The following is a 17068-nucleotide window of genomic DNA, read 5'->3' as shown; positions in this document are numbered from 1 at the left end:
GGTATGGCGGGCGGGTGGGCCGGTCCAAGGGTCCGTGGGCCCAATTGCGGACCCACTGCGCGCGGCGGCTACGCATGGCCCGGTGTCCCTCGGTGGGCGGTTCCCAGCCAGCGGGCTATCGCTTCGCTGCGCGCCGTCGCGTGGAGCTTCGCGAAGATGCGGTTGATGTGGTTCTTCACCGTCTTCTCGCTGATGAAGCACACGGCCGCGATCTGCTGGTTGCTCATCCCGGATGCGATGAGATCCATGATCTCCACCTCACGTGAACTCAACCCGAACGACGCTTGATTGGCGGGCTCGCCCTGGGATTGTGGCACATAGCGTTGCGGTTGCGAAGAGTGCGTGCGGAGTTCCGCCAGGAGCGTGCTCGCGGCCGTCGTCGAGAGGTTCGCCCGTCCTTCCCGCACATCGCGCACCGCCGCGATCAGCTGGTCCGGCGTGAACTCGCCATGGACCAGGTAGCCGCCCGCACCCAGCCGCAGCGACTCGCGGACCACCTCCGGTTCGCGGCTGTACGTCAGCATCAGGACCGGCGCCAGCTGTGTCAGGTGCGGGAGGGCCGAGATGCCGTCGACGCCCGGCATGCGGACGTCGAGGAGGACCACGTCCGGGCGGTGCAGGCGGGCCAGGCGGAGCGCCTCGCGGCCGTCCGCCGCCACCGCCGTGACCACCAGGCCGGGGTGCGCCGACAGCAGCGCCGCCAGGCCCGCCCGGACCACCGGGTTGTCGTCCGCGATCAGCACGCGCAGGGGCCGCAGGGCTCGCACCGTCATGCCGTACCGCCCGCCGCGTGCGCCAGCGCCGCCAGCGGGATGTCCACGCGGACCTCCGTGCCGACGCCGTCCGGGCCCGCCCCGAGGGTCAGCCGGCCGCCGACGGCCTCGGCCCGCTCCCGCATGCCCAGGATGCCGAAGTGGCCGTCCCCGGCCGGCGCGGGCGCCACCTCGCCCAGGCCCCGGCCGTCGTCGCGGACGCGGAGCGTCAGGTGGTCGCCGTCGACCGTCGCCGACACCGCCACCCGGCCCGCCCCCGCATGGCGGCGGGTGTTCTCCAGGGCTTCCCCGACCACGTACGACAGCTCGCGGGCCACCGCCGCCGGGACCGGCGGCAGTTTTGTGTCCACCTCTAGCTCCACCGCGAGGCCCGGGCCGGCTTCCGACGCGAAGGCTCCCGCCCTGCGCCGGAGTTCGCCCGCCAGCGACACCACCGGCGCGTCCAGGTCCGCCCGCAGGTCGGCCAGGAGGTCGCGGGACTCCGCCGCGGCCCGCCGCGCCGCGCCCGCGATCAGCCGGGCCTGCGCGCGCAGCTCGCGCGGATCCGCCGTACCGCCCGCCGCCAGCGCCTCGGCCGCCAACGCGACCCCGTGCAGGGTCTTGGAGACCGAGTCGTGCATCTCCCGGGCCAGCCGCGCCCGTTCCGCCGCGACCGCCTCCGCCACCGCGAGCCGGGCCCGGGTCTCGGTCAGCGCCCGGCCGGCCGTACCGAAGCGGAAGAGCAGCCCCCGCAGGCAGGCGCCGGCCGCGCCCGCGATCACGCACAGGCCGGGCAGGACCATCGCCCCGGTGACCGTGACCGGCGACGCGGCGTCCAGCGCGTACACGCCGGCCACCAGCACCGCCTGCGCCGCCGCGTACAGCGCCGAGCCGCGCCAGCCGTAGACCAGCCCGGCCAGCAGCGGCGTGCACACGCACACCAGCCCCAGTGGGGACTCCGGTGTCGCCGTGACCAGCAGCAGCGCGCTGAACCCCATGTCCACGGCCAGCGCCCAGCGGTGCCGCAGCAGCCGCGGCCCCCACCGTTCCCAGTCGCGGAAGAGCACGTAGCTGAACATGAACGTCAGCAGGATCGCGGCGGACACCAGCCACAGCGGTCCGCCCCGCGCCGTACGGCCCAGTGCCACCGGGGCGCCCAGCGCGATCATCGCCAGCCGGAAGCCGAACACCTGGCGGCACAGGGCCTGGAGGGCGTTCGCCTGGAGGGTCAGGGACTGGAGGGTCAGGGAAGGGTCTCCCGGTGCCTGCGCCGGGTGGCGCAGGCGTCGCAGCGGCACGGGGGCCGCCCGCACGGTGGCCGTCGTCATCGTCCTCACCCGCCCCCGAGGATCGCGCCGAAGTCGACGTTCGCGCCGTAGACGAACCCGCAGACCAGCAGGATCAGCGTGCCCGGCAGCATGAACATGGTCACCGCGAACGTCGCTTTCGGCACCGCCCGGGCCGCCCGCCGCCGCGCGTTCTGGGCGTCGGTACGGCGCATGTCCTCGGCGATGGCGATCAGCGTCTCCACGATCGGCGAGCCCAGCTCCTCGCCCTGCTGGAGGGCGGTGACGAACTGGGCGACCTGCTCGCTGTCGTTGCGGCGGCGCAGCTCGTCGAAGGCCTGGCGGCGGCTGACGCCCATGTCCATCTGCTGGAGGGTGATGCGGACCTCGTCCGCCCACGGCCCCTCGTACTTGCCCGCGACCCGCTCCAGCGCCTGCCGGAAGCCGAGCCCGGCGCTGACGACCACGGCGAGGACGTCGAGGAAGTCGGGCAGGGTGCGCTCGATGTGGTCGCGGCGGACCCGGATCGCCGACCAGAGGCCGACCTCGATCCAGAACAGCCCGAACGCCACCATCAGCAGCGCCGGCACCAGCTGCCCGTTGATCAGCATGGCGAACGCGCCGAGCGCGCCGAGCGCGCCGTAGACGGCGCGCCGGGCCGCGTACCGGTCGATGGTCAGACCGGCCGGGTTGCCCGCCATGTCGATCTGGCGGCGCTTGGCCGCGACCCGCTTGGGCCCCATCAGGCGCAGGACGAGCGGCGCCCAGCGGATGCCCATGCGGTCGACGACCGAGCCGACGGCCGTGGTGCGGGTCGCGCCGACCTCCAGGGCGAGCGCCAGATCGGTGGGGAGTTCGGTGTCCGCGCGGTAGAGGCGGATGCCGTGGAAGACGCCGAACACGCACACCGCGACGGCGAGGGCGAGCAGGACGGCGATCGTGTCCGGGGTCGGTGTCATGTCCGGCGGCCCCTCAGACGTCGATCTTCGACAGGCGGCGGATGAGGACGAAGCCGAGCGTGAACAGGCCGAGCGCGATCAGGACGGCGGTCTGGCCGACGAACGCGCCGGTCATCCGGTCCAGCGCGCCCGGCATCATCGCGTCCACCAGCAGCAGCGAGCCCAGGCCGATGGCGGGCACGAGGTACGCCGTCACCGTCACCTGGGAGAGCTGCGTGCGGATCTCGCGCCGGGTCTCCTTGCGCTGCTCCAGGGTGACCGTGAGGTTGCGCAGGCTGCCGACGATCGCGCCGCCCGCCCGTGCGGACAGCACGAGGGTGGAGACGAGCACGACGAGTTCGCGCGAGGGCAGCCGCTCGGCGAGCTCGCCCAGCGCCTCCTCGACGGAGTGGCCGACCGCCAGCCGGTCGGCGACCCGCGACAGCTCCTCGCCCGCCGGTGCCTCCAGCTCCTCGGCGGCCATCCCGATGGCCGTACGCAGGGCCAGGCCGGCCTGGGTGGCGTTGGCCAGGATCCGGGCGAGCTCGGGGAGCTGGTTGATGAACCGCTCGGTGCGCCGCACGCGCTGCCAGGTCAGGAAGGCGTTGGCGGCCCACAGGCCGATGAGCCCCGCCACCGGGCCGAAGAAGGGGGCCAGGAAGGAGGCCGCGAGCAGCCAGACGCCGGCGATGCCGGCGAGCATGGCGACGAAGAACTCGCCGGGCGTGAGGTCCAGGCCGGTCGTGGCCAGCTTCCGTTCGATGTACCGGCCGACGCGGGTCCGGCGCAGCCGCCGGTCGACGGCGTGGAAGCGGCGCCGGCGCCCGGCGGGCGCGGGGGCGCCGGATGCGGAGAGGCGCTCGATGAGGGCCGCGCGCTGGGCGCGGCCGGCGGCGTACGCGTGGGTGCCGGCGACGACGAGCAGGCAGGCGAGCAGGGTGGCGCCGAGGGTGAGGAGCACGAGAGGGTTCACAGGATCGTCCCCCTGAGCGTTCCGGTCGCCGTGGTGCGGGTCGTGAGCTGGTCGTCCGAGAGGGCGACCCCGAAGGCCGGGGGGACCGGCTGGTTGTACATGTAGAGGCGCTCGGCGATCCGGCGCGGGACCGGGTAGTGGTCGAAGGAGCCGTGGACGCGGCCGTCGGGTCCCATGGGGCGGGCCGCGAAGCGGCAGACGGTGGTGATCCGGAACGGTTCGCGGCCGTGCGAGTCGAGGATGGAGATCTCGGTGACGCGGCGGGAGCCGTCGCCGAAGCGGGTCAGCTGGACGACGACGTTGACGGCGGAGTTGATCTGGTCCTGGAGGGCCTCGAAGGGGACCTCGACCTCCGACATGGACGCCAGGGTCTGCAGGCGCATCAGCGCGTCCTCGGCGCTGTTGGCGTGCACGGTGGCCAGGGAGCCGTCGTGGCCGGTGGACATGGCCTGGAGCATGTCGAGGGTCTCGCCGCCGCGGACCTCGCCGACGATGATGCGGTCGGGGCGCATGCGCAGGGAGTTGCGGACGAGGTCGCGGATGGTGATGCGGCCCTTGCCCTCGACGTTGGCGGGGCGGGACTCCAGGCGGATGACGTGGGCCTGCTGGAGCTGGAGTTCGGCGGAGTCCTCGATGGTGATGATGCGTTCGCCCTCCGGGATGAGGCCGGAGAGGGCGTTGAGGAGGGTGGTCTTCCCCGTGCCGGTGGCGCCGGAGACGATCACGTTCATCTTCGCCTGGACCAGCCCGGACAGCAGGAGCAGCATCTGCTCGTCGAGCGAGCCGAGGCCGATCATCTCGTGGAGGGTGAAGGCGCGCGGGAACCGGCGGATGGTGAGGGTGGCGCCGGTCAGCGACAGCGGCGGGATGATCACGTTGACGCGCTCGCCGCTGGGCAGGCGGGCGTCGACCATCGGATTGGCCTCGTCCACACGGCGGTTGACGGTGGAGACGATGCGCTCGATGGTCTGCATCAGCTGGTCGTGGGAGGCGAAGCGGAGGGGGAGCTGCTCGACGCGGCCGCCGCGTTCGACGTAGATGTGGTCGGGGCCGTTGACCATGATCTCGGAGATCGAGGCGTCCTCGAGGAGCGGTTCGAGCACGCCGAGGCCGAGCGCCTCGTCGACGACGCGGCGGATGAGCTGGCCGCGTTCGGTGGTGGACAGGACCGGTCCCTCGCGGCTGATGATGTGCCCGAGTACGCGCTCCAGCCGGGCGCGGCGCTCGGCGGGCGCGAGCGCGGACATCTCGGCGAGGTCGATCTCCTCCAGCAGCTTGGCGCGGTAGGACGATACGAGGCGGCCGTCCTCGCGGGGGCTGTGGCGGTCGTCGGGCGTGCCGACCCGGGAACGCAGGCTCACGGGCGGGCCTCCTTGGGGTCGTCGTTGGGCATCACGGCGGTACGGGTGGCCACGTGGCCGTCGAGGCCGGGCAGGACCGAGGGCACCCGGACGGTGACGGTGGCCGTGATGGCGTCCCCGCCGGGCGGCACCTCCACGGTGGCGTCGTCGGCGAGCCAGTCGCTGAGGGCCGCCTTGCCGGCCTCGACCCCGCCCTCGCCGTAGCGGGCCTGGACGCGGGCGGCGGTGCGGGCGGCGGTGCCGGCCTGTTCCTCGGCGTAGGCGACGACGCCGAGCTGGATGCCGGCGAGGGCGACGAAGAGGAGGATCGGGACGAAGGCGATGTATTCGATGGCGACCTGGCCGCGGTCGCGTGGGCCGGTCGGGGTGCGGCGGGGGGCCCTGCGGGCGGCTCCACCCCGCCCCTTCCCGTAACCGGGGCTCCGCCCCGGACCTCCCCCAGCTACCGCTGGGGGTACCCCCAGCGCCTCAAACGCCGGCGGGGCTGGGGTGGGGCGCGGCGACGCCGGTCGGGCGGACATCAGTTGGTCTCCCGTTCCATCGGGGAGCCGGCCGTGCCCTTGATCGTGACGTTCAGGTCGAGCATGCCCGGGTAGATGATCGGCAGCTTCAGGTCCACCGTGGCCTTGTAGACCCCGTTCACCACCGGGCCGCAGAGCACCGTGGGCTGCCACGAGTCGCCGATGTGTTCCACGGCGGCCGCCTCGCACGCGCCCGCCTTGACCGCGCCCGCCCTCGCCGCCTCGTCCGCCGCGTTGCCCGCCAGGGAGAACGCGTAGCCGATCAGGACGCCCTCCCACACCGCCGCGACCAGCAGCAGGATCAGCGGGACCGTGCCCGCGAACTCCACCGCCACCTGGCCGCGGTCCCCGCCCGCCGCCCGGCGTCCGGGGCGGTTCACCGGGGGTCCTTGCGGCGGCGCAGGCCCAGGGTGGTGCGGGCGGTGCGGTCGGCGCCGCGCCGGCGGGCCACCGGGCCCGGCACGCGCAGGGCCAGGGTGGTGCCCGGGGTGCCGGCGGACGTGCCGGGGGCCGCGGTGTCGGGGGTGGCCAGCAGGCCCAGTTCGCCCGCCAGCGACCACAGGGCCTGCTTGACGGCGGAACGGTTGTCGAGGTCCTGGACGCGGCCCGCGTCGACGACCGCCTGGAGTTCCTTGAACGCCGCCGGGACCGGGGTCCGCGCAACCCGGGCCTTGGTGATCTTCTCGATCAGCGCGGGCTGGATCTCGGTGTGCCGGGACCAGCGGTTGACGACCATCGCGGTGTCCTCGGCCTTGCGCACCTGCAGCCGCTCCCACATCCGCACCATCCGCTTGGCCGCCCGGACCGCCACCACGTCCGGCGTGGTGACCAGCACCGCGACGTCGGCCATCTCCACCGCCGAGGCGTTCGCGCCCGTCATCTGCGTGCCGCAGTCGATGACGACCAGCTCGTAGCGGCTGCGCAGCGCCGTCACGATGGTCCGTGCCGCCCGGTCGTCGACCTCCTCGCCGCGCTCGCCCTCCGCCGGCGCCAGCAGCAGCGCGATCCCCGTCCCGTGCTCGAAGACGGCGTCGCCCAGCACCCGCGGGGAGATGTCCTGGATGCCGGCGAGGTCCGCGATCGAGCGGCGGAACTGCACGTCCAGGTACGAGCCCACGTCGCCCGCCTGGAGGTCCATGTCGACCAGGGCCGTGCGCCGCCCCGACGCGGCCGCCGCCAGCGCGAACTGGACGGCCGTGAGGGTGGTGCCGACCCCGCCCTTGGCCCCGGTCACCGTCACCACGCTGCCACCGGGACCCGTGAAGACCTCCGTGCCCCGCCCCAGGTGCCGCCGTACGCCCACCGACCACTGGGCCGCGGCCTGGACGCGGGCGGCGAGTTCCTCGTACGACAGGGGCAGCCCGATGACGCCGCGCGCGCCGGAGTCCATGGCGGCCGCGAACAGTCCGGGCCCGGCGTCGGAGGTGACGAGGACGACGCCCACCGCCGGGAAGCGCAGGGCGACCTCGCGGATCAGGTCGAGCGCGGGGACCGGCCCGATGCGCTCGTGGACCAGGACCACCTCGGGCAGCTCGTCGAGCGATTCGGCGGCCAGCCGGCCCAGGGTGTCCAGCAGGGTCGTGGAGTCGGGGACGGGGGCGGCCGGTTCGGCGTCGGGCAGCTGGCCGATCAGGGTCACCAGGGAGCGGGCGGCGTCCGCCTCGCCGGCCGCCGGGAGGATTCGGGTCGTCATCCGGGCCTCACTTGTCCCCGTCGAGGGTGTACGTGCGCTCGTTCGGGCCGGGCTGCTGGCCCTCGCCGCCCGGTGCCACCAGGGCCAGCCGGACGTGCTCGGCGAAGGACTCGGCGTACGCCACGCGCTGGGTGTCCTTGGTGTTGAGGGCGAACGTGATCGGCACGGCCTCGTCCGGGCCCTTGCGGTCGCCGCTGGTCTTCTCCACGGGGGTGAGCTGGCCGACGCCGATCACCCGGGCGTTGGCCACGATGATCACCGACCGGTCGGGGTCGGTCTCCTTGGCGCCCTTGAAGGTGGCGATGATGTTGACCCTGGCACCGGGGGTGATCTTTCCGGCGACGCCCGTGGCCGCGTCGATCATGATGGCCATCTCCTGCTCGCCGGGCTGGAGCGTGGGCCGGTCCACGAGCATGTCGCTCTGCAGCAGGCTGCCCTTCTTCAGCGGCACGAGCGTGGTCTTCTCGCGCAGGGCCGCCAGGTCGGTGACGGCGTTCGGCGGCAGCCACCGCTGGGGGATCCTGACCTCGTCGAAGTCGGCCTCCTTCAGCGGGGCGTACGGCGCTATGCCGTTCTTGACCTCGTACGCCACCACTTCCCGCCCGACCTTCGCGTTGACGTCGCCGATGACCGACAGGACGCCGGCGAACGCCGCCAGGGCGCACAGGACCGACAGGAGCAGCAGGATGACGCCGCGGCGCTGGCGTGAGTTCATGGGCCGTACTACCTCGTCGTTCGGGGGTCGGGCGGTGCGGTCGGTCCGTCGGTCGGGGTCGGGATCGGGGTCGGGGCGAGAGGGAAGGCCAGGGGTCAGGGGTCAGGAAGCGGCGGCCGCGGGCGCAGGTGTGCCCGGTGCCGCCGGTGACTGCCGCGCGGCGCAGAAGCCGCAGCGGTCGCCGATGAGTTCGAGCCCGCACCAGCGGCACCGTTCCCGGCGGACGGAGGCGACGAGCTGGTAGAGGACCGTCAGGTCCGGGATGGCGGCGGCGAACTCGACGAGTCTGCCGGTGGCCCACCAGGAGGCGGAGTCGTCCGGCAGCGGGTTCTCCAGGACGCCCTGGACCTGCCAGGCGCCCGCCAGTTCGGCGGTGACCCAGTCGGATGCGAGCTGGCCGCGCGCGAAGGTGAGGTGGGTGGCGAAGCCGGGTCCGGGCGGCAGCTGGGCCGCCGGGGTGCCCAGTTTGGCCAGGTGCGGCGTCGGATGGGCCAGTACGGCGAACAGGGCGCCCGGTGACCAGGACCGGGCGTGGGCGCGCAGGCCCACGGGCACCCGGTCGAGCTTGGCGACCGAGCCCAGCAGGGCGCCGGCGTAGACGTAGTGGGAGAGCAGCCGGGCGGCGGAGGCGATCACGCCGGGGCTGAAGTCGCAGACGGTGAGCTGGCGTAACTGACGTACCAGCAGGGCGGTGCCCAGCGGGGGCAGATCGGTCTCCAGGAGCGCGATCCGGTCGCTCTCCAGGAGGGACCGTACGGTGTGCAGCCGGCGCGCGGTGGCGGGCGGCAGCCAGCTGGGGACGACGGTGACCACGTGCCCGTACCGCTCCAGCAGGGTGGCGGTCTCGGCGAGGGAGCCCGCCAGGTCGGTCCGGTCGGGGCCGGTGAGGACGGCGGCGGCCGGCGTGTGCCGGTCGGGGGCGGGCAGCACCAGGTCGGCGCTGGTGACAGCGATGGCGGTCGGCACGCGAATTCCCCCGTTCACCCCTTGCGCCACGGACGTTTCGCGTCGCCGCCACGTACACGCACCCGCTGCGCGACCGCGAACGATCGACGCTCTCCCCTCCTGCCCCAGCACCATATCCACGTCATCGCCGGTCGGGCAGGGCCTTGCCGATTCCTGTGGGTGCCCAGGCGATCACAGGGTGCGGAGAACCCGCGGGAAATGCGGACAACGCAGACAACGCAGATCCGGAGATCAGCCATTTCCAGCCACTTTGCGAAGACCCTTGACAGACGGATTGGTCTGGACCAACTTGGGCGCGGGGTCCCCCACTTCACTTCCCCACCTCCCACGCCCCTACCCGTCGCCTCGCGTCCCACTCACCACGAAATCCCCAACTCCCCCCACCGGAGCCCTTCGTGAATCGCATACGCTCCCTCGCCCTGCTGGGCGCCGCCACTCTCACCGCCACCGGACTGACCGCCCTGACCGCCGGCACCGCGCGGGCGGCCGACGTCAATGTCGCCCGCAACGGCGGATTCGAGTCGGGTCTGTCGAACTGGAGCTGCACGGCCGGCAGCGGCGCCGCCGTCTCCAGCCCGGTGTTCGCCGGGGCGGGCGCCCTCAAGGCCACCCCGGCCGGGTCCGACAACGCCCGGTGCAGCCAGACCGTCACGGTCAAGCCGAGCTCCACGTACACGCTGAGCACGCAGGTCCAGGGCAGTTACGTCTATCTCGGCGCGAGCGGCACGGGCACCCAGGACGTCTCCACCTGGACCCCGGGCAGCGGCGGCGGCTGGCAGAAGCTGTCCACCACCTTCACCACCGGCCCCTCCACCACCCAGGTCACCGTCTACACCCACGGCTGGTACGGACAGCCCGCCTACCACGTGGACGAGTTCTCCGTCTTCGGCCCGGACGGCGGCGGGGGCACCGACCCGGGCCCCTCGGTCCCGGGCGCGCCGTCCGGACTCGCGGTTTCCGGCCAGGGCCCGAACGCGCTCACCCTTTCGTGGAGCGCGGTCAGCGGGGCGAGCGGATATCACGTCTACCGGGACGGCGCGCGGGTCGCCACCGTCTCCGGGACCACGGCCACGCTCGGCGGACTGACCCCCGACACGTCCTACTCCTTCCAGGTGAGCGCGTACAACCAGGCGGGTGAAGGTCCCCGTTCGGCCCCCGTGCCGGGCCGGACCACCGGTGGCGGCGGCGACCCCGGCAACCCGGCCGTGCCCCGGCACGCGGTCACCGGCTACTGGCAGAACTTCAACAACGGCGCGACCGTCCAGAAGCTCTCCGAGGTCCAGGCCCAGTACGACATCATCGCCGTCTCCTTCGCCGATGCCACCGCCACGCCCGGCGCGATCGCCTTCAACCTCGACTCGGCGGGCCTGGGCGGCTACACGGTGGCCCAGTTCAAGGCCGACATCGCCGCGAAGAAGGCGGCGGGCAAGTCGGTCGTCCTGTCGATCGGCGGCGAGAAGGGGACCATCACGGTCAATGACGCGGCCTCCGCGAACAACCTCGCCGATTCGGCGTACGCGCTGATGCAGGAGTACGGCTTCAGCGGCATCGACATCGACCTGGAGAACGGCCTCAACGCCACCTACATGACCCAGGCGCTGCGCTCGCTGTCCCAGAAGGCGGGCCCCTCGCTGGTCCTGACGATGGCTCCGCAGACGATCGACATGCAGTCGACGTCGAACGCCTACTTCCGGACGGCGCTGAACGTCAAGGACATCCTCACCGTCGTCAACATGCAGTACTACAACAGCGGCTCGATGCTGGGCTGCGACGGCAAGGTGTACTCGCAGGGCTCGGTCGACTTCCTCACCGCCCTGGCCTGCATCCAGCTGGAGGGCGGCCTGGCCCCGTCCCAGGTGGGCCTGGGCGTCCCGGCCTCGCCCAGCGGGGCGGGCAGCGGTTACGTGTCACCGGCCGTGGTGAACAACGCCCTGGACTGCCTCACCCGCGGTACGAACTGCGGATCCTTCAAGCCGTCGAAGACCTACCCGGGGCTGCGCGGCGCGATGACCTGGTCGACGAACTGGGACGCGAAGGCAGCAAACGCGTGGTCCAACGCGGTGGGTCCGCACGTGCACAACCTGCCGTAGCGGTACATGTGGGGATGGCCGGTTCGGACCTCTTGACCGGGCCATGTCAGAAGCGCACGCTGTGCGCGTCCGCACGGCTACCCCCACACTCCACACCCAGGAGATCGCATGCGGCTACGCACTCGCAGGAGGACCGCCACCGTCGCGGCCCTGCTGGCGCTCGCCCTCGGCGCACCCGCCTACGGCATGAGCGCGACGGCCTCACCGCCGCCCACCCCGTCCACCGCGACCCAGGACGAGGCCATCGTCCAGTACGAGATCCACGGCCCCTCGACCCCGGCCGACCGCACCGCGCTCCTCGCCCACGGCGTCTCCATCGACGAGGTGGACGACCACGCGGTCGTGGTCAGCGCCGACACCATGCAGGCGAAGAAGCTGCGCTCGCTCGGCTACAAGCTGGAAGCGCTCCCCGGCCCGCCGGACCGGTCGGTGCCGGGCCTGACGGCGGCGCCCATGGACTTCCCCTCGGCCGACGCCCGCTACCACAACTTCGCCGAGATGATGACCGAGATCGACCAGCGCGTCGCGCAGTACCCGGCCATCATGAGCAAGAAGGTGATCGGCAAGTCCTACCAGGGCCGCGACCTGATCGCGATCAAGATCAGTGACAACGTCGCGACCGACGAGAACGAGCCGGAGGTGCTCTTCACGCACCACCAGCACGCCCGCGAGCACCTCACCGTCGAGATGGCGCTGTACCTGCTCAAGGAGTTCGGCTCGAAGTACGGCTCGGAGTCCCGCGTCACCAACGCCGTCAACGGCCGCGAGATCTGGATCATCCCGGACCTCAACCCCGACGGCGGCGAGTACGACATCGCCACCGGCTCCTACCGCTCCTGGCGCAAGAACCGCCAGCCCAACGCCGGTTCCTCGTACGTCGGCACGGACGAGAACCGCAACTGGAACTACAAGTGGGGCTGCTGCGGCGGCTCCAGCGGCAGCAGGAGCTCCGAGACCTACCGCGGTCCCGCCGCCGAGTCGGCACCCGAGGTCAAGGCCGTCTCGGACTTCGTCCGCGGCCGGGTGGTCGGTGGCAAGCAGCAGATCAAGGCCGCGATCGACTTCCACACGTACAGCGAGCTGGTGCTGTGGCCGTACGGCTGGACCTACAACGACACCGCGCCCGGCCTGACGGCCGACGACCTGGCGGCGTTCAAGAAGATCGGCCAGAACATGGCCGGGAGCAACGGCTACACCCCGGAGCAGGCGAGCGACCTCTACATCACCGACGGCACGATCGACGACTGGCTGTGGGGCGACCAGAAGATCTTCGGGTACACCTTCGAGATGTACCCGAGGAGCGGCGGCGGGGGCTTCTACCCGCCCGACGAGGTGATCGACCGCGAGACCGCGCGCAACAAGGACGCGGTGCTCCAGCTGCTGGAGAACGCCGACTGCATGTACCGCTCCATCGGCAAGGAGGCGCAGTACTGCACGACGCCGTGACCCGCCGACCGGCTGATCCGCTGATCAACTGATCAGCTGACCCGCGCCACGGGGCGCCCCGCCGCCAGGGGGGCGCCCCTCGCGCGTCACCCCAGGACGGCGAGCGCGTCGATCTCGACGAGCAGACCGGCGGGCAGCCCGACGTACACGGTCGTCCGGGCCGCCGGCGCCTGCTTCAGGCCCTGCTCCGCGAAGTAGGCGTCGTAGATCTCGTTCATCTCCGCGAAGTGGCCGGTGTCGGTGAGGTACACGCGGATCATCATCACGTCGTCCCAGCCGGCCCCGCCCGCCTGAAGCACCGAGCGGACGTTCTCCAGCGTCTGGAGCGTCTGCGCGCGCAGGGTCGGCCCGGCCGGCGTCGGCGCCTGGCCCGGGACGGCCGGCAGGAAGCCGACCTGGCCGGCGACCTGGAGGATGTTGCCCTTGCGCACACCGTGCGAGAAGGCCGCGGGCGGGGCGGTGTGGGTGGCGGGGGTGATGGCGGTCTTCTCGGTCACGCGCCGTCCTCTCCTGAGTAGTCCTCACTGATGGCATCGGCGGTGCGCCGTACCAGGGGCAGCAGTTCGAGCAGTTCCTCGCCGCTGACGACCACACCGGGCGCGGAGAGCGACATCGCGGCGGCGACCCGCCCACCGGGGCCGCGCACGGGCGCGCCGACGCAGTTGATGCTCTCCTCGTGCCCGCCGAGGTCGGTGGCCCAGCCCCGCTCGCGCACGAGGTCCAGCTCGCGCAGGAAGGCCTCGGCGCCGGGGGTCGAGCGGGCGGTGTAGCGCGGGTAGTCGATCCGGGCGGCCAGCGCCCGGCGCTCGGCCTCCGGCAGGTCGGCCAGCAGCACCTTGGCGACGGCGGCGACCGTGAGCGGGACGGGCTTGCCGATGCGGCTGTACATCCGTACCGGATAGCGGCTGTCGACCTTGTCGACGTAGAGGACCTCGTCGTCCTGGTGCAGGGCGAGGTGCACGGTGTGGCCGGTGGCCTGGTTGAGGGCCACGAGGTGCGGGTGCGCGATCTCGCGCAGGTCCAGGCCCTCGACGGCCTCGGCGGCCAGCGCGAAGAGCCGGGAACCCAGCCGGTAGCGGCCGTCGTTCTGCCGGTAGACGAACCCGTGCTCGTCGAGCGTGCGCAGCAGGCGCAGGGCGGTGCTCTTGTGCACGTCGAGGGCGCCGGCCACCTCGCCGAGCCCGGCGGCGCCGCGCGCGAGCAGCGGCAGGATGCGCAGTGCCCGGTCGAGCGACTGGCTCATGGAGGTCGGTCCCTTCGTCGCGTCCGCGCCCACCGCGCGCGGACACGGGCGCGGGCACGGGCGCGTCGGGCGGTGGGCGGTGAGCGTCGGTCGGCGGCGGTCGGTCGGCGTTGACCCGCCGTCACGCGGGATGTTAGACAGCAGCGAGCACCTCACGCAACGACCGTTGCACACAACGCAACGAGCGCGTCGCGTACGACCAGCGCACCACAGGAGGCACCGATGACCGGCGCAGCAGTACGGGACCTCGCCCGGGAACCCCTCGACCACCGCTTCAAGGGCCTGCCGCCGGACGCCGAGGCCGCCTCCCTCACGGTGGGCGAGCTCGCCGCCCAGCGCCGCAACCTCTTCACCGGCGGGTTCACCACCCCCGTGCTGACCCTGGACGCCGAGGCGCTGGAGCACAACCTGACCGCCCTGGGCACCTACGCGGCCCGCCACGGGCTCGCCTTCGCCCCGCACGGCAAGACCTGCATGGCCCCACAGCTCTTCGAGCGCCAGCTGGCGCACGGCGCCTGGGGCATCACCGCCGCCGTCCCCCACCAGGCCCGCGTCTACCGCGCCTTCGGCATCCAGCGGATCTTCCTCGCCAACGAGCTGGTGGACACCGCCGCCCTGCACTGGGTGGCCGCCGAGCTCACCGCCGACCCCGGCCTCACCTTCGTCTGCTACGTCGACTCCGTGCGCGGGGTCCAGCTCATGGACCGGGCCCTGGCCGGCCGCACCTCCCGCCCGCTCGACGTCGTCGTGGAGCTCGGCGCCGGCGAGGGCGCGCGGACGGGAGCCCGTACGGAGGAGGACTGCCGGGCCGTCGCGGACGCCGTCGCCGCCACCGCCACCCTCCGGCTCGTCGGCGTGGCCGGCTACGAGGCGGAGGTGCCCGACGCCGACCCCGACCGGGTGGGCGCCTGGCTGCGCCGGCTGACCGCGCTCGCCGTCGAGTTCGACAAGGACGGCCGCTTCGCCGACGTGCCGGAGATCGTCGTCAGCGCGGGCGGCAGCTCCTGGTTCGACTCCGTGGCCGAGGTCTTCGCCGAACTCCCGCAGCTGTCCCGCCCGGTGCTCAAGCTGCTGCGCTCGGGCGCGTACGTCTCCCACGACCACGGCTGGTACACCCGCCTCACCCCCTTCAACCGGATCCCCGAGGAGGGCGGGCTGCGCCCGGCGTTCCGGCTGTGGACCCAGGTGGTCTCCCGGCCCTCCCCCACCCAGGCCTTCGTCAACGCCGGCAAGCGGGACATCGCCTACGACGTCGGGCTCCCCGAGGCCGAGCTGGTGCGCGACGCCCTCGACGGCAGCGAGCGCCCGGCGACCGGCGTGCGCGTGGTCAAGCTCTCCGACCAGCACGCCTGGCTGGAGACCGAGCCCGGCACGGCCCTGGAGGTCGGCGACTGGGTGGCGCTCGGCATGTCCCACCCCTGCACCATCTTCGAGAAGTGGCCGCTGATCCCCGTCGTCGACGCCGACGGCACCGTCGGCGATCTGATCCGTACGTTCTTCTAGCCGCCGTGGACCTGGTCGTACGCGGGGCCCGTGTGCTCGACGGCACCGGCGGCCCCGCGTACACCGCCGACGTCGCCGTCCACGGGGGCCGCATCGTGGAGATCGGCCGGATCCGCGCGGGCGGCCGGCGCACCCTGGACGCCGACGGGCTCGCGCTGGCCCCCGGGTTCATCGACATGCACGCCCACAGCGACCTCGCGCTGCTGCGCGACCCCGACCACAGCGCGAAGGCCGCCCAGGGCGTCACGCTCGAAGTCCTGGGCCAGGACGGGCTGTCGTACGCGCCGGCCGACGAGCGCACCCTCGGCGAGGTCCGCACCGCCATCGCCGGCTGGAACGGGGACGACGCGGACGTCGAGATGGACTGGCGGACCGTCGGGGAGTACCTGGACCGCCTCGACCGCGGGATCGCGGTCAACGCCGCCTACCTCGTCCCGCAGGGCACCGTCCGCGCCCAGGTCGTGGGCTGGAGCGACCGCCCGGCCACCGCCGCCGAACGGGACCGGATGCGGGGGCTCGTCGCCGAGGGCCTGCGCCAGGGCGCCGTCGGCATGTCCTCGGGGCTGACCTACACCCCCGGCATGTACGCCGACGACGCCGAACTGACCGCGCTGTGCCGGGTCGTGGCCTCCTACGGCGGCTACTACTGCCCGCACCACCGCAGTTACGGCCGCGGCGCCCTGCGCGCCTACGCCGAGATGATCGAGCTGGCCCGCACCGCGGGCTGCGCCCTGCACCTGGCCCACGCCACCATGAACTTCCCCGAGAACGAGGGCCGGGGCGGCGAACTGCTGGCCCTCCTGGACCGGGCCCTGGCGGCCGGCGCGGACCTGACCTTCGACACCTATCCGTACACCGCCGGCTCCACCACGCTGGTGGCGCTGCTGCCGAGCTGGGCCGGCGAGGGCGGCCCCGGGGCGGTCCTGGCCCGCCTCGCCGACCCCGCGAGCGCGGACCGGATCCGCCACGCCCTGGAGGTCCAGGGCTCCGACGGCTGCCACGGGGTGCCGGTGGACTGGCCGACGGTGGAGATCTCCGGCACCGGCGACCCGGCGCTCGCCCACCACGTGGGCCGGCGGCTGGACGCCTGGGAGAGCGCCCGCCGCCTGCTGATCGAGGACCGGCTGGCCACGACCGTCCTCCAGCACGTCGGCCACGAGGAGAACGTCCGCACGATCATGCGCCACCGGGCGCACACCGGCGGCTCCGACGGCATCCTGCGCGGCGCCAAACCGCACCCCCGCGCCTACGGCACCTTCCCGCGCTACCTGGGCCACTACGTCCGCGAGTTGGGCGTGCTCACGCTGGAGGAGTGCGTGGCGCACCTGACCGGCCGCCCCGCCGCCCGCCTGCGGCTGCCCGACCGGGGCCTGGTCCGCCCCGGCTTCCGCGCCGACCTGGTCCTCTTCGACCCCCGTGAGGTCGCGGCCGGTTCAACGTACGAGCACCCGCGCGCGCTGCCCGCCGGCATCCCGCACGTCCTGATCGACGGCCGCCCCGTCATCCGCGACGGGCGCCGCACGGACGTCCTGGCCGGCCGCTCCGTCCGCCGAACACCCCATGCGCCGCCCATACGATGAA

At 73.1% G+C, this 17068-nt stretch carries 16 protein-coding genes; 4 read left to right on the top strand and 12 right to left on the bottom strand.

The features are described 5' to 3' along the window. Positions 1-68: 68 nt before the first annotated feature. The 10 genes from ACZ6KO_RS15935 to ACZ6KO_RS15890 form a co-directional block, all read right to left on the bottom strand. On the bottom strand, positions 69-773 hold the full coding sequence (locus ACZ6KO_RS15935) for a response regulator (protein ID WP_469304567.1): 705 nt from the start codon (positions 771-773) through the stop codon (positions 69-71). Further along, a complete protein-coding gene (locus ACZ6KO_RS15930; RefSeq protein WP_469304566.1) occupies positions 770-2080 on the bottom strand; it encodes a sensor histidine kinase in 1311 nt (436 codons plus the stop codon). Before ACZ6KO_RS15930 ends, ACZ6KO_RS15935 begins: the two co-directional genes overlap by 4 nt. Positions 2081-2085: 5 nt before the next feature. Next, positions 2086-2976 (bottom strand): DUF5936 domain-containing protein, encoded by an 891-nt coding sequence (locus tag ACZ6KO_RS15925; protein ID WP_469304982.1) that lies wholly within the window; start codon positions 2974-2976, stop codon positions 2086-2088. 34 nt (positions 2977-3010) lie between these two features. After that, complete coding sequence (locus tag ACZ6KO_RS15920; protein WP_469304565.1) at positions 3011-3949, bottom strand: type II secretion system F family protein; 939 nt, start codon at positions 3947-3949, stop codon at positions 3011-3013. Further along, on the bottom strand, positions 3946-5310 hold the full coding sequence (locus ACZ6KO_RS15915; RefSeq protein WP_469304564.1) for a CpaF family protein: 1365 nt from the start codon (positions 5308-5310) through the stop codon (positions 3946-3948). Before ACZ6KO_RS15915 ends, ACZ6KO_RS15920 begins: the two co-directional genes overlap by 4 nt. After that, positions 5307-5831 carry a TadE/TadG family type IV pilus assembly protein gene (locus tag ACZ6KO_RS15910; protein ID WP_469304563.1) on the bottom strand — a complete coding sequence of 175 codons (525 nt, stop codon included), beginning with the start codon at positions 5829-5831 and terminating at the stop codon, positions 5307-5309. The genes ACZ6KO_RS15915 and ACZ6KO_RS15910 overlap by 4 nt, the downstream gene beginning before the upstream one ends. After that, entirely contained in the window at positions 5831-6211 is a 381-nt protein-coding gene (locus ACZ6KO_RS15905) for a TadE family protein (protein WP_469304562.1), read from the bottom strand. The genes ACZ6KO_RS15910 and ACZ6KO_RS15905 overlap by 1 nt, the downstream gene beginning before the upstream one ends. Then, positions 6208-7524 (bottom strand): AAA family ATPase, encoded by a 1317-nt coding sequence (locus ACZ6KO_RS15900; protein WP_469304561.1) that lies wholly within the window; start codon positions 7522-7524, stop codon positions 6208-6210. The genes ACZ6KO_RS15905 and ACZ6KO_RS15900 overlap by 4 nt, the downstream gene beginning before the upstream one ends. 7 nt (positions 7525-7531) lie before the next feature. Further along, the gene (cpaB, locus tag ACZ6KO_RS15895) at positions 7532-8239 is read right to left on the bottom strand and encodes a Flp pilus assembly protein CpaB (protein WP_469304560.1); all 708 of its coding nucleotides are present in this window, start codon (positions 8237-8239) and stop codon (positions 7532-7534) included. A 102-nt stretch (positions 8240-8341) separates the two neighbouring features. Beyond that, entirely contained in the window at positions 8342-9205 is an 864-nt protein-coding gene (locus ACZ6KO_RS15890) for a hypothetical protein (protein WP_469304559.1), read from the bottom strand. Positions 9206-9600: 395 nt separating this feature from the next. Between ACZ6KO_RS15890 and ACZ6KO_RS15885 the strand changes: the two genes are divergently transcribed. Together ACZ6KO_RS15885 and ACZ6KO_RS15880 are read left to right on the top strand one after the other, a co-directional pair. Beyond that, positions 9601-11295 carry a chitinase gene (locus ACZ6KO_RS15885; RefSeq protein WP_469304558.1) on the top strand — a complete coding sequence of 565 codons (1695 nt, stop codon included), beginning with the start codon at positions 9601-9603 and terminating at the stop codon, positions 11293-11295. A gap of 108 nt (positions 11296-11403) precedes the next feature. Beyond that, on the top strand, positions 11404-12741 hold the full coding sequence (locus ACZ6KO_RS15880; protein ID WP_469304557.1) for a M14 family metallopeptidase: 1338 nt from the start codon (positions 11404-11406) through the stop codon (positions 12739-12741). Positions 12742-12827: 86 nt separating this feature from the next. Here ACZ6KO_RS15880 and ACZ6KO_RS15875 read toward each other — a convergent pair whose 3' ends face one another. After that, complete coding sequence (locus ACZ6KO_RS15875) at positions 12828-13238, bottom strand: RidA family protein (protein ID WP_469304556.1); 411 nt, start codon at positions 13236-13238, stop codon at positions 12828-12830. Continuing rightward, on the bottom strand, positions 13235-13984 hold the full coding sequence (locus ACZ6KO_RS15870) for an IclR family transcriptional regulator (RefSeq protein ID WP_469304555.1): 750 nt from the start codon (positions 13982-13984) through the stop codon (positions 13235-13237). The genes ACZ6KO_RS15875 and ACZ6KO_RS15870 overlap by 4 nt, the downstream gene beginning before the upstream one ends. A 222-nt stretch (positions 13985-14206) precedes the next feature. On the opposite strand from ACZ6KO_RS15870, the gene ACZ6KO_RS15865 reads away from it, so the two are divergent. Together ACZ6KO_RS15865 and ACZ6KO_RS15860 are read left to right on the top strand one after the other, a co-directional pair. Next, on the top strand, positions 14207-15487 hold the full coding sequence (locus ACZ6KO_RS15865) for an alanine racemase (protein ID WP_469304554.1): 1281 nt from the start codon (positions 14207-14209) through the stop codon (positions 15485-15487). 5 nt (positions 15488-15492) lie between these two features. Further along, positions 15493-17067, top strand: a complete 1575-nt coding sequence (locus tag ACZ6KO_RS15860) for an N-acyl-D-amino-acid deacylase family protein (protein WP_469304553.1) — start codon at positions 15493-15495, stop codon at positions 17065-17067. The last annotated feature ends 1 nt before the right edge of the window (position 17068 follow it).

It is taken from the genome of Streptomyces sp. NPDC042102, assembly GCF_055582305.1.
Note: the sequence above shows the minus strand (reverse complement) of the source record. Positions and strands in the feature narration are given on the sequence as shown.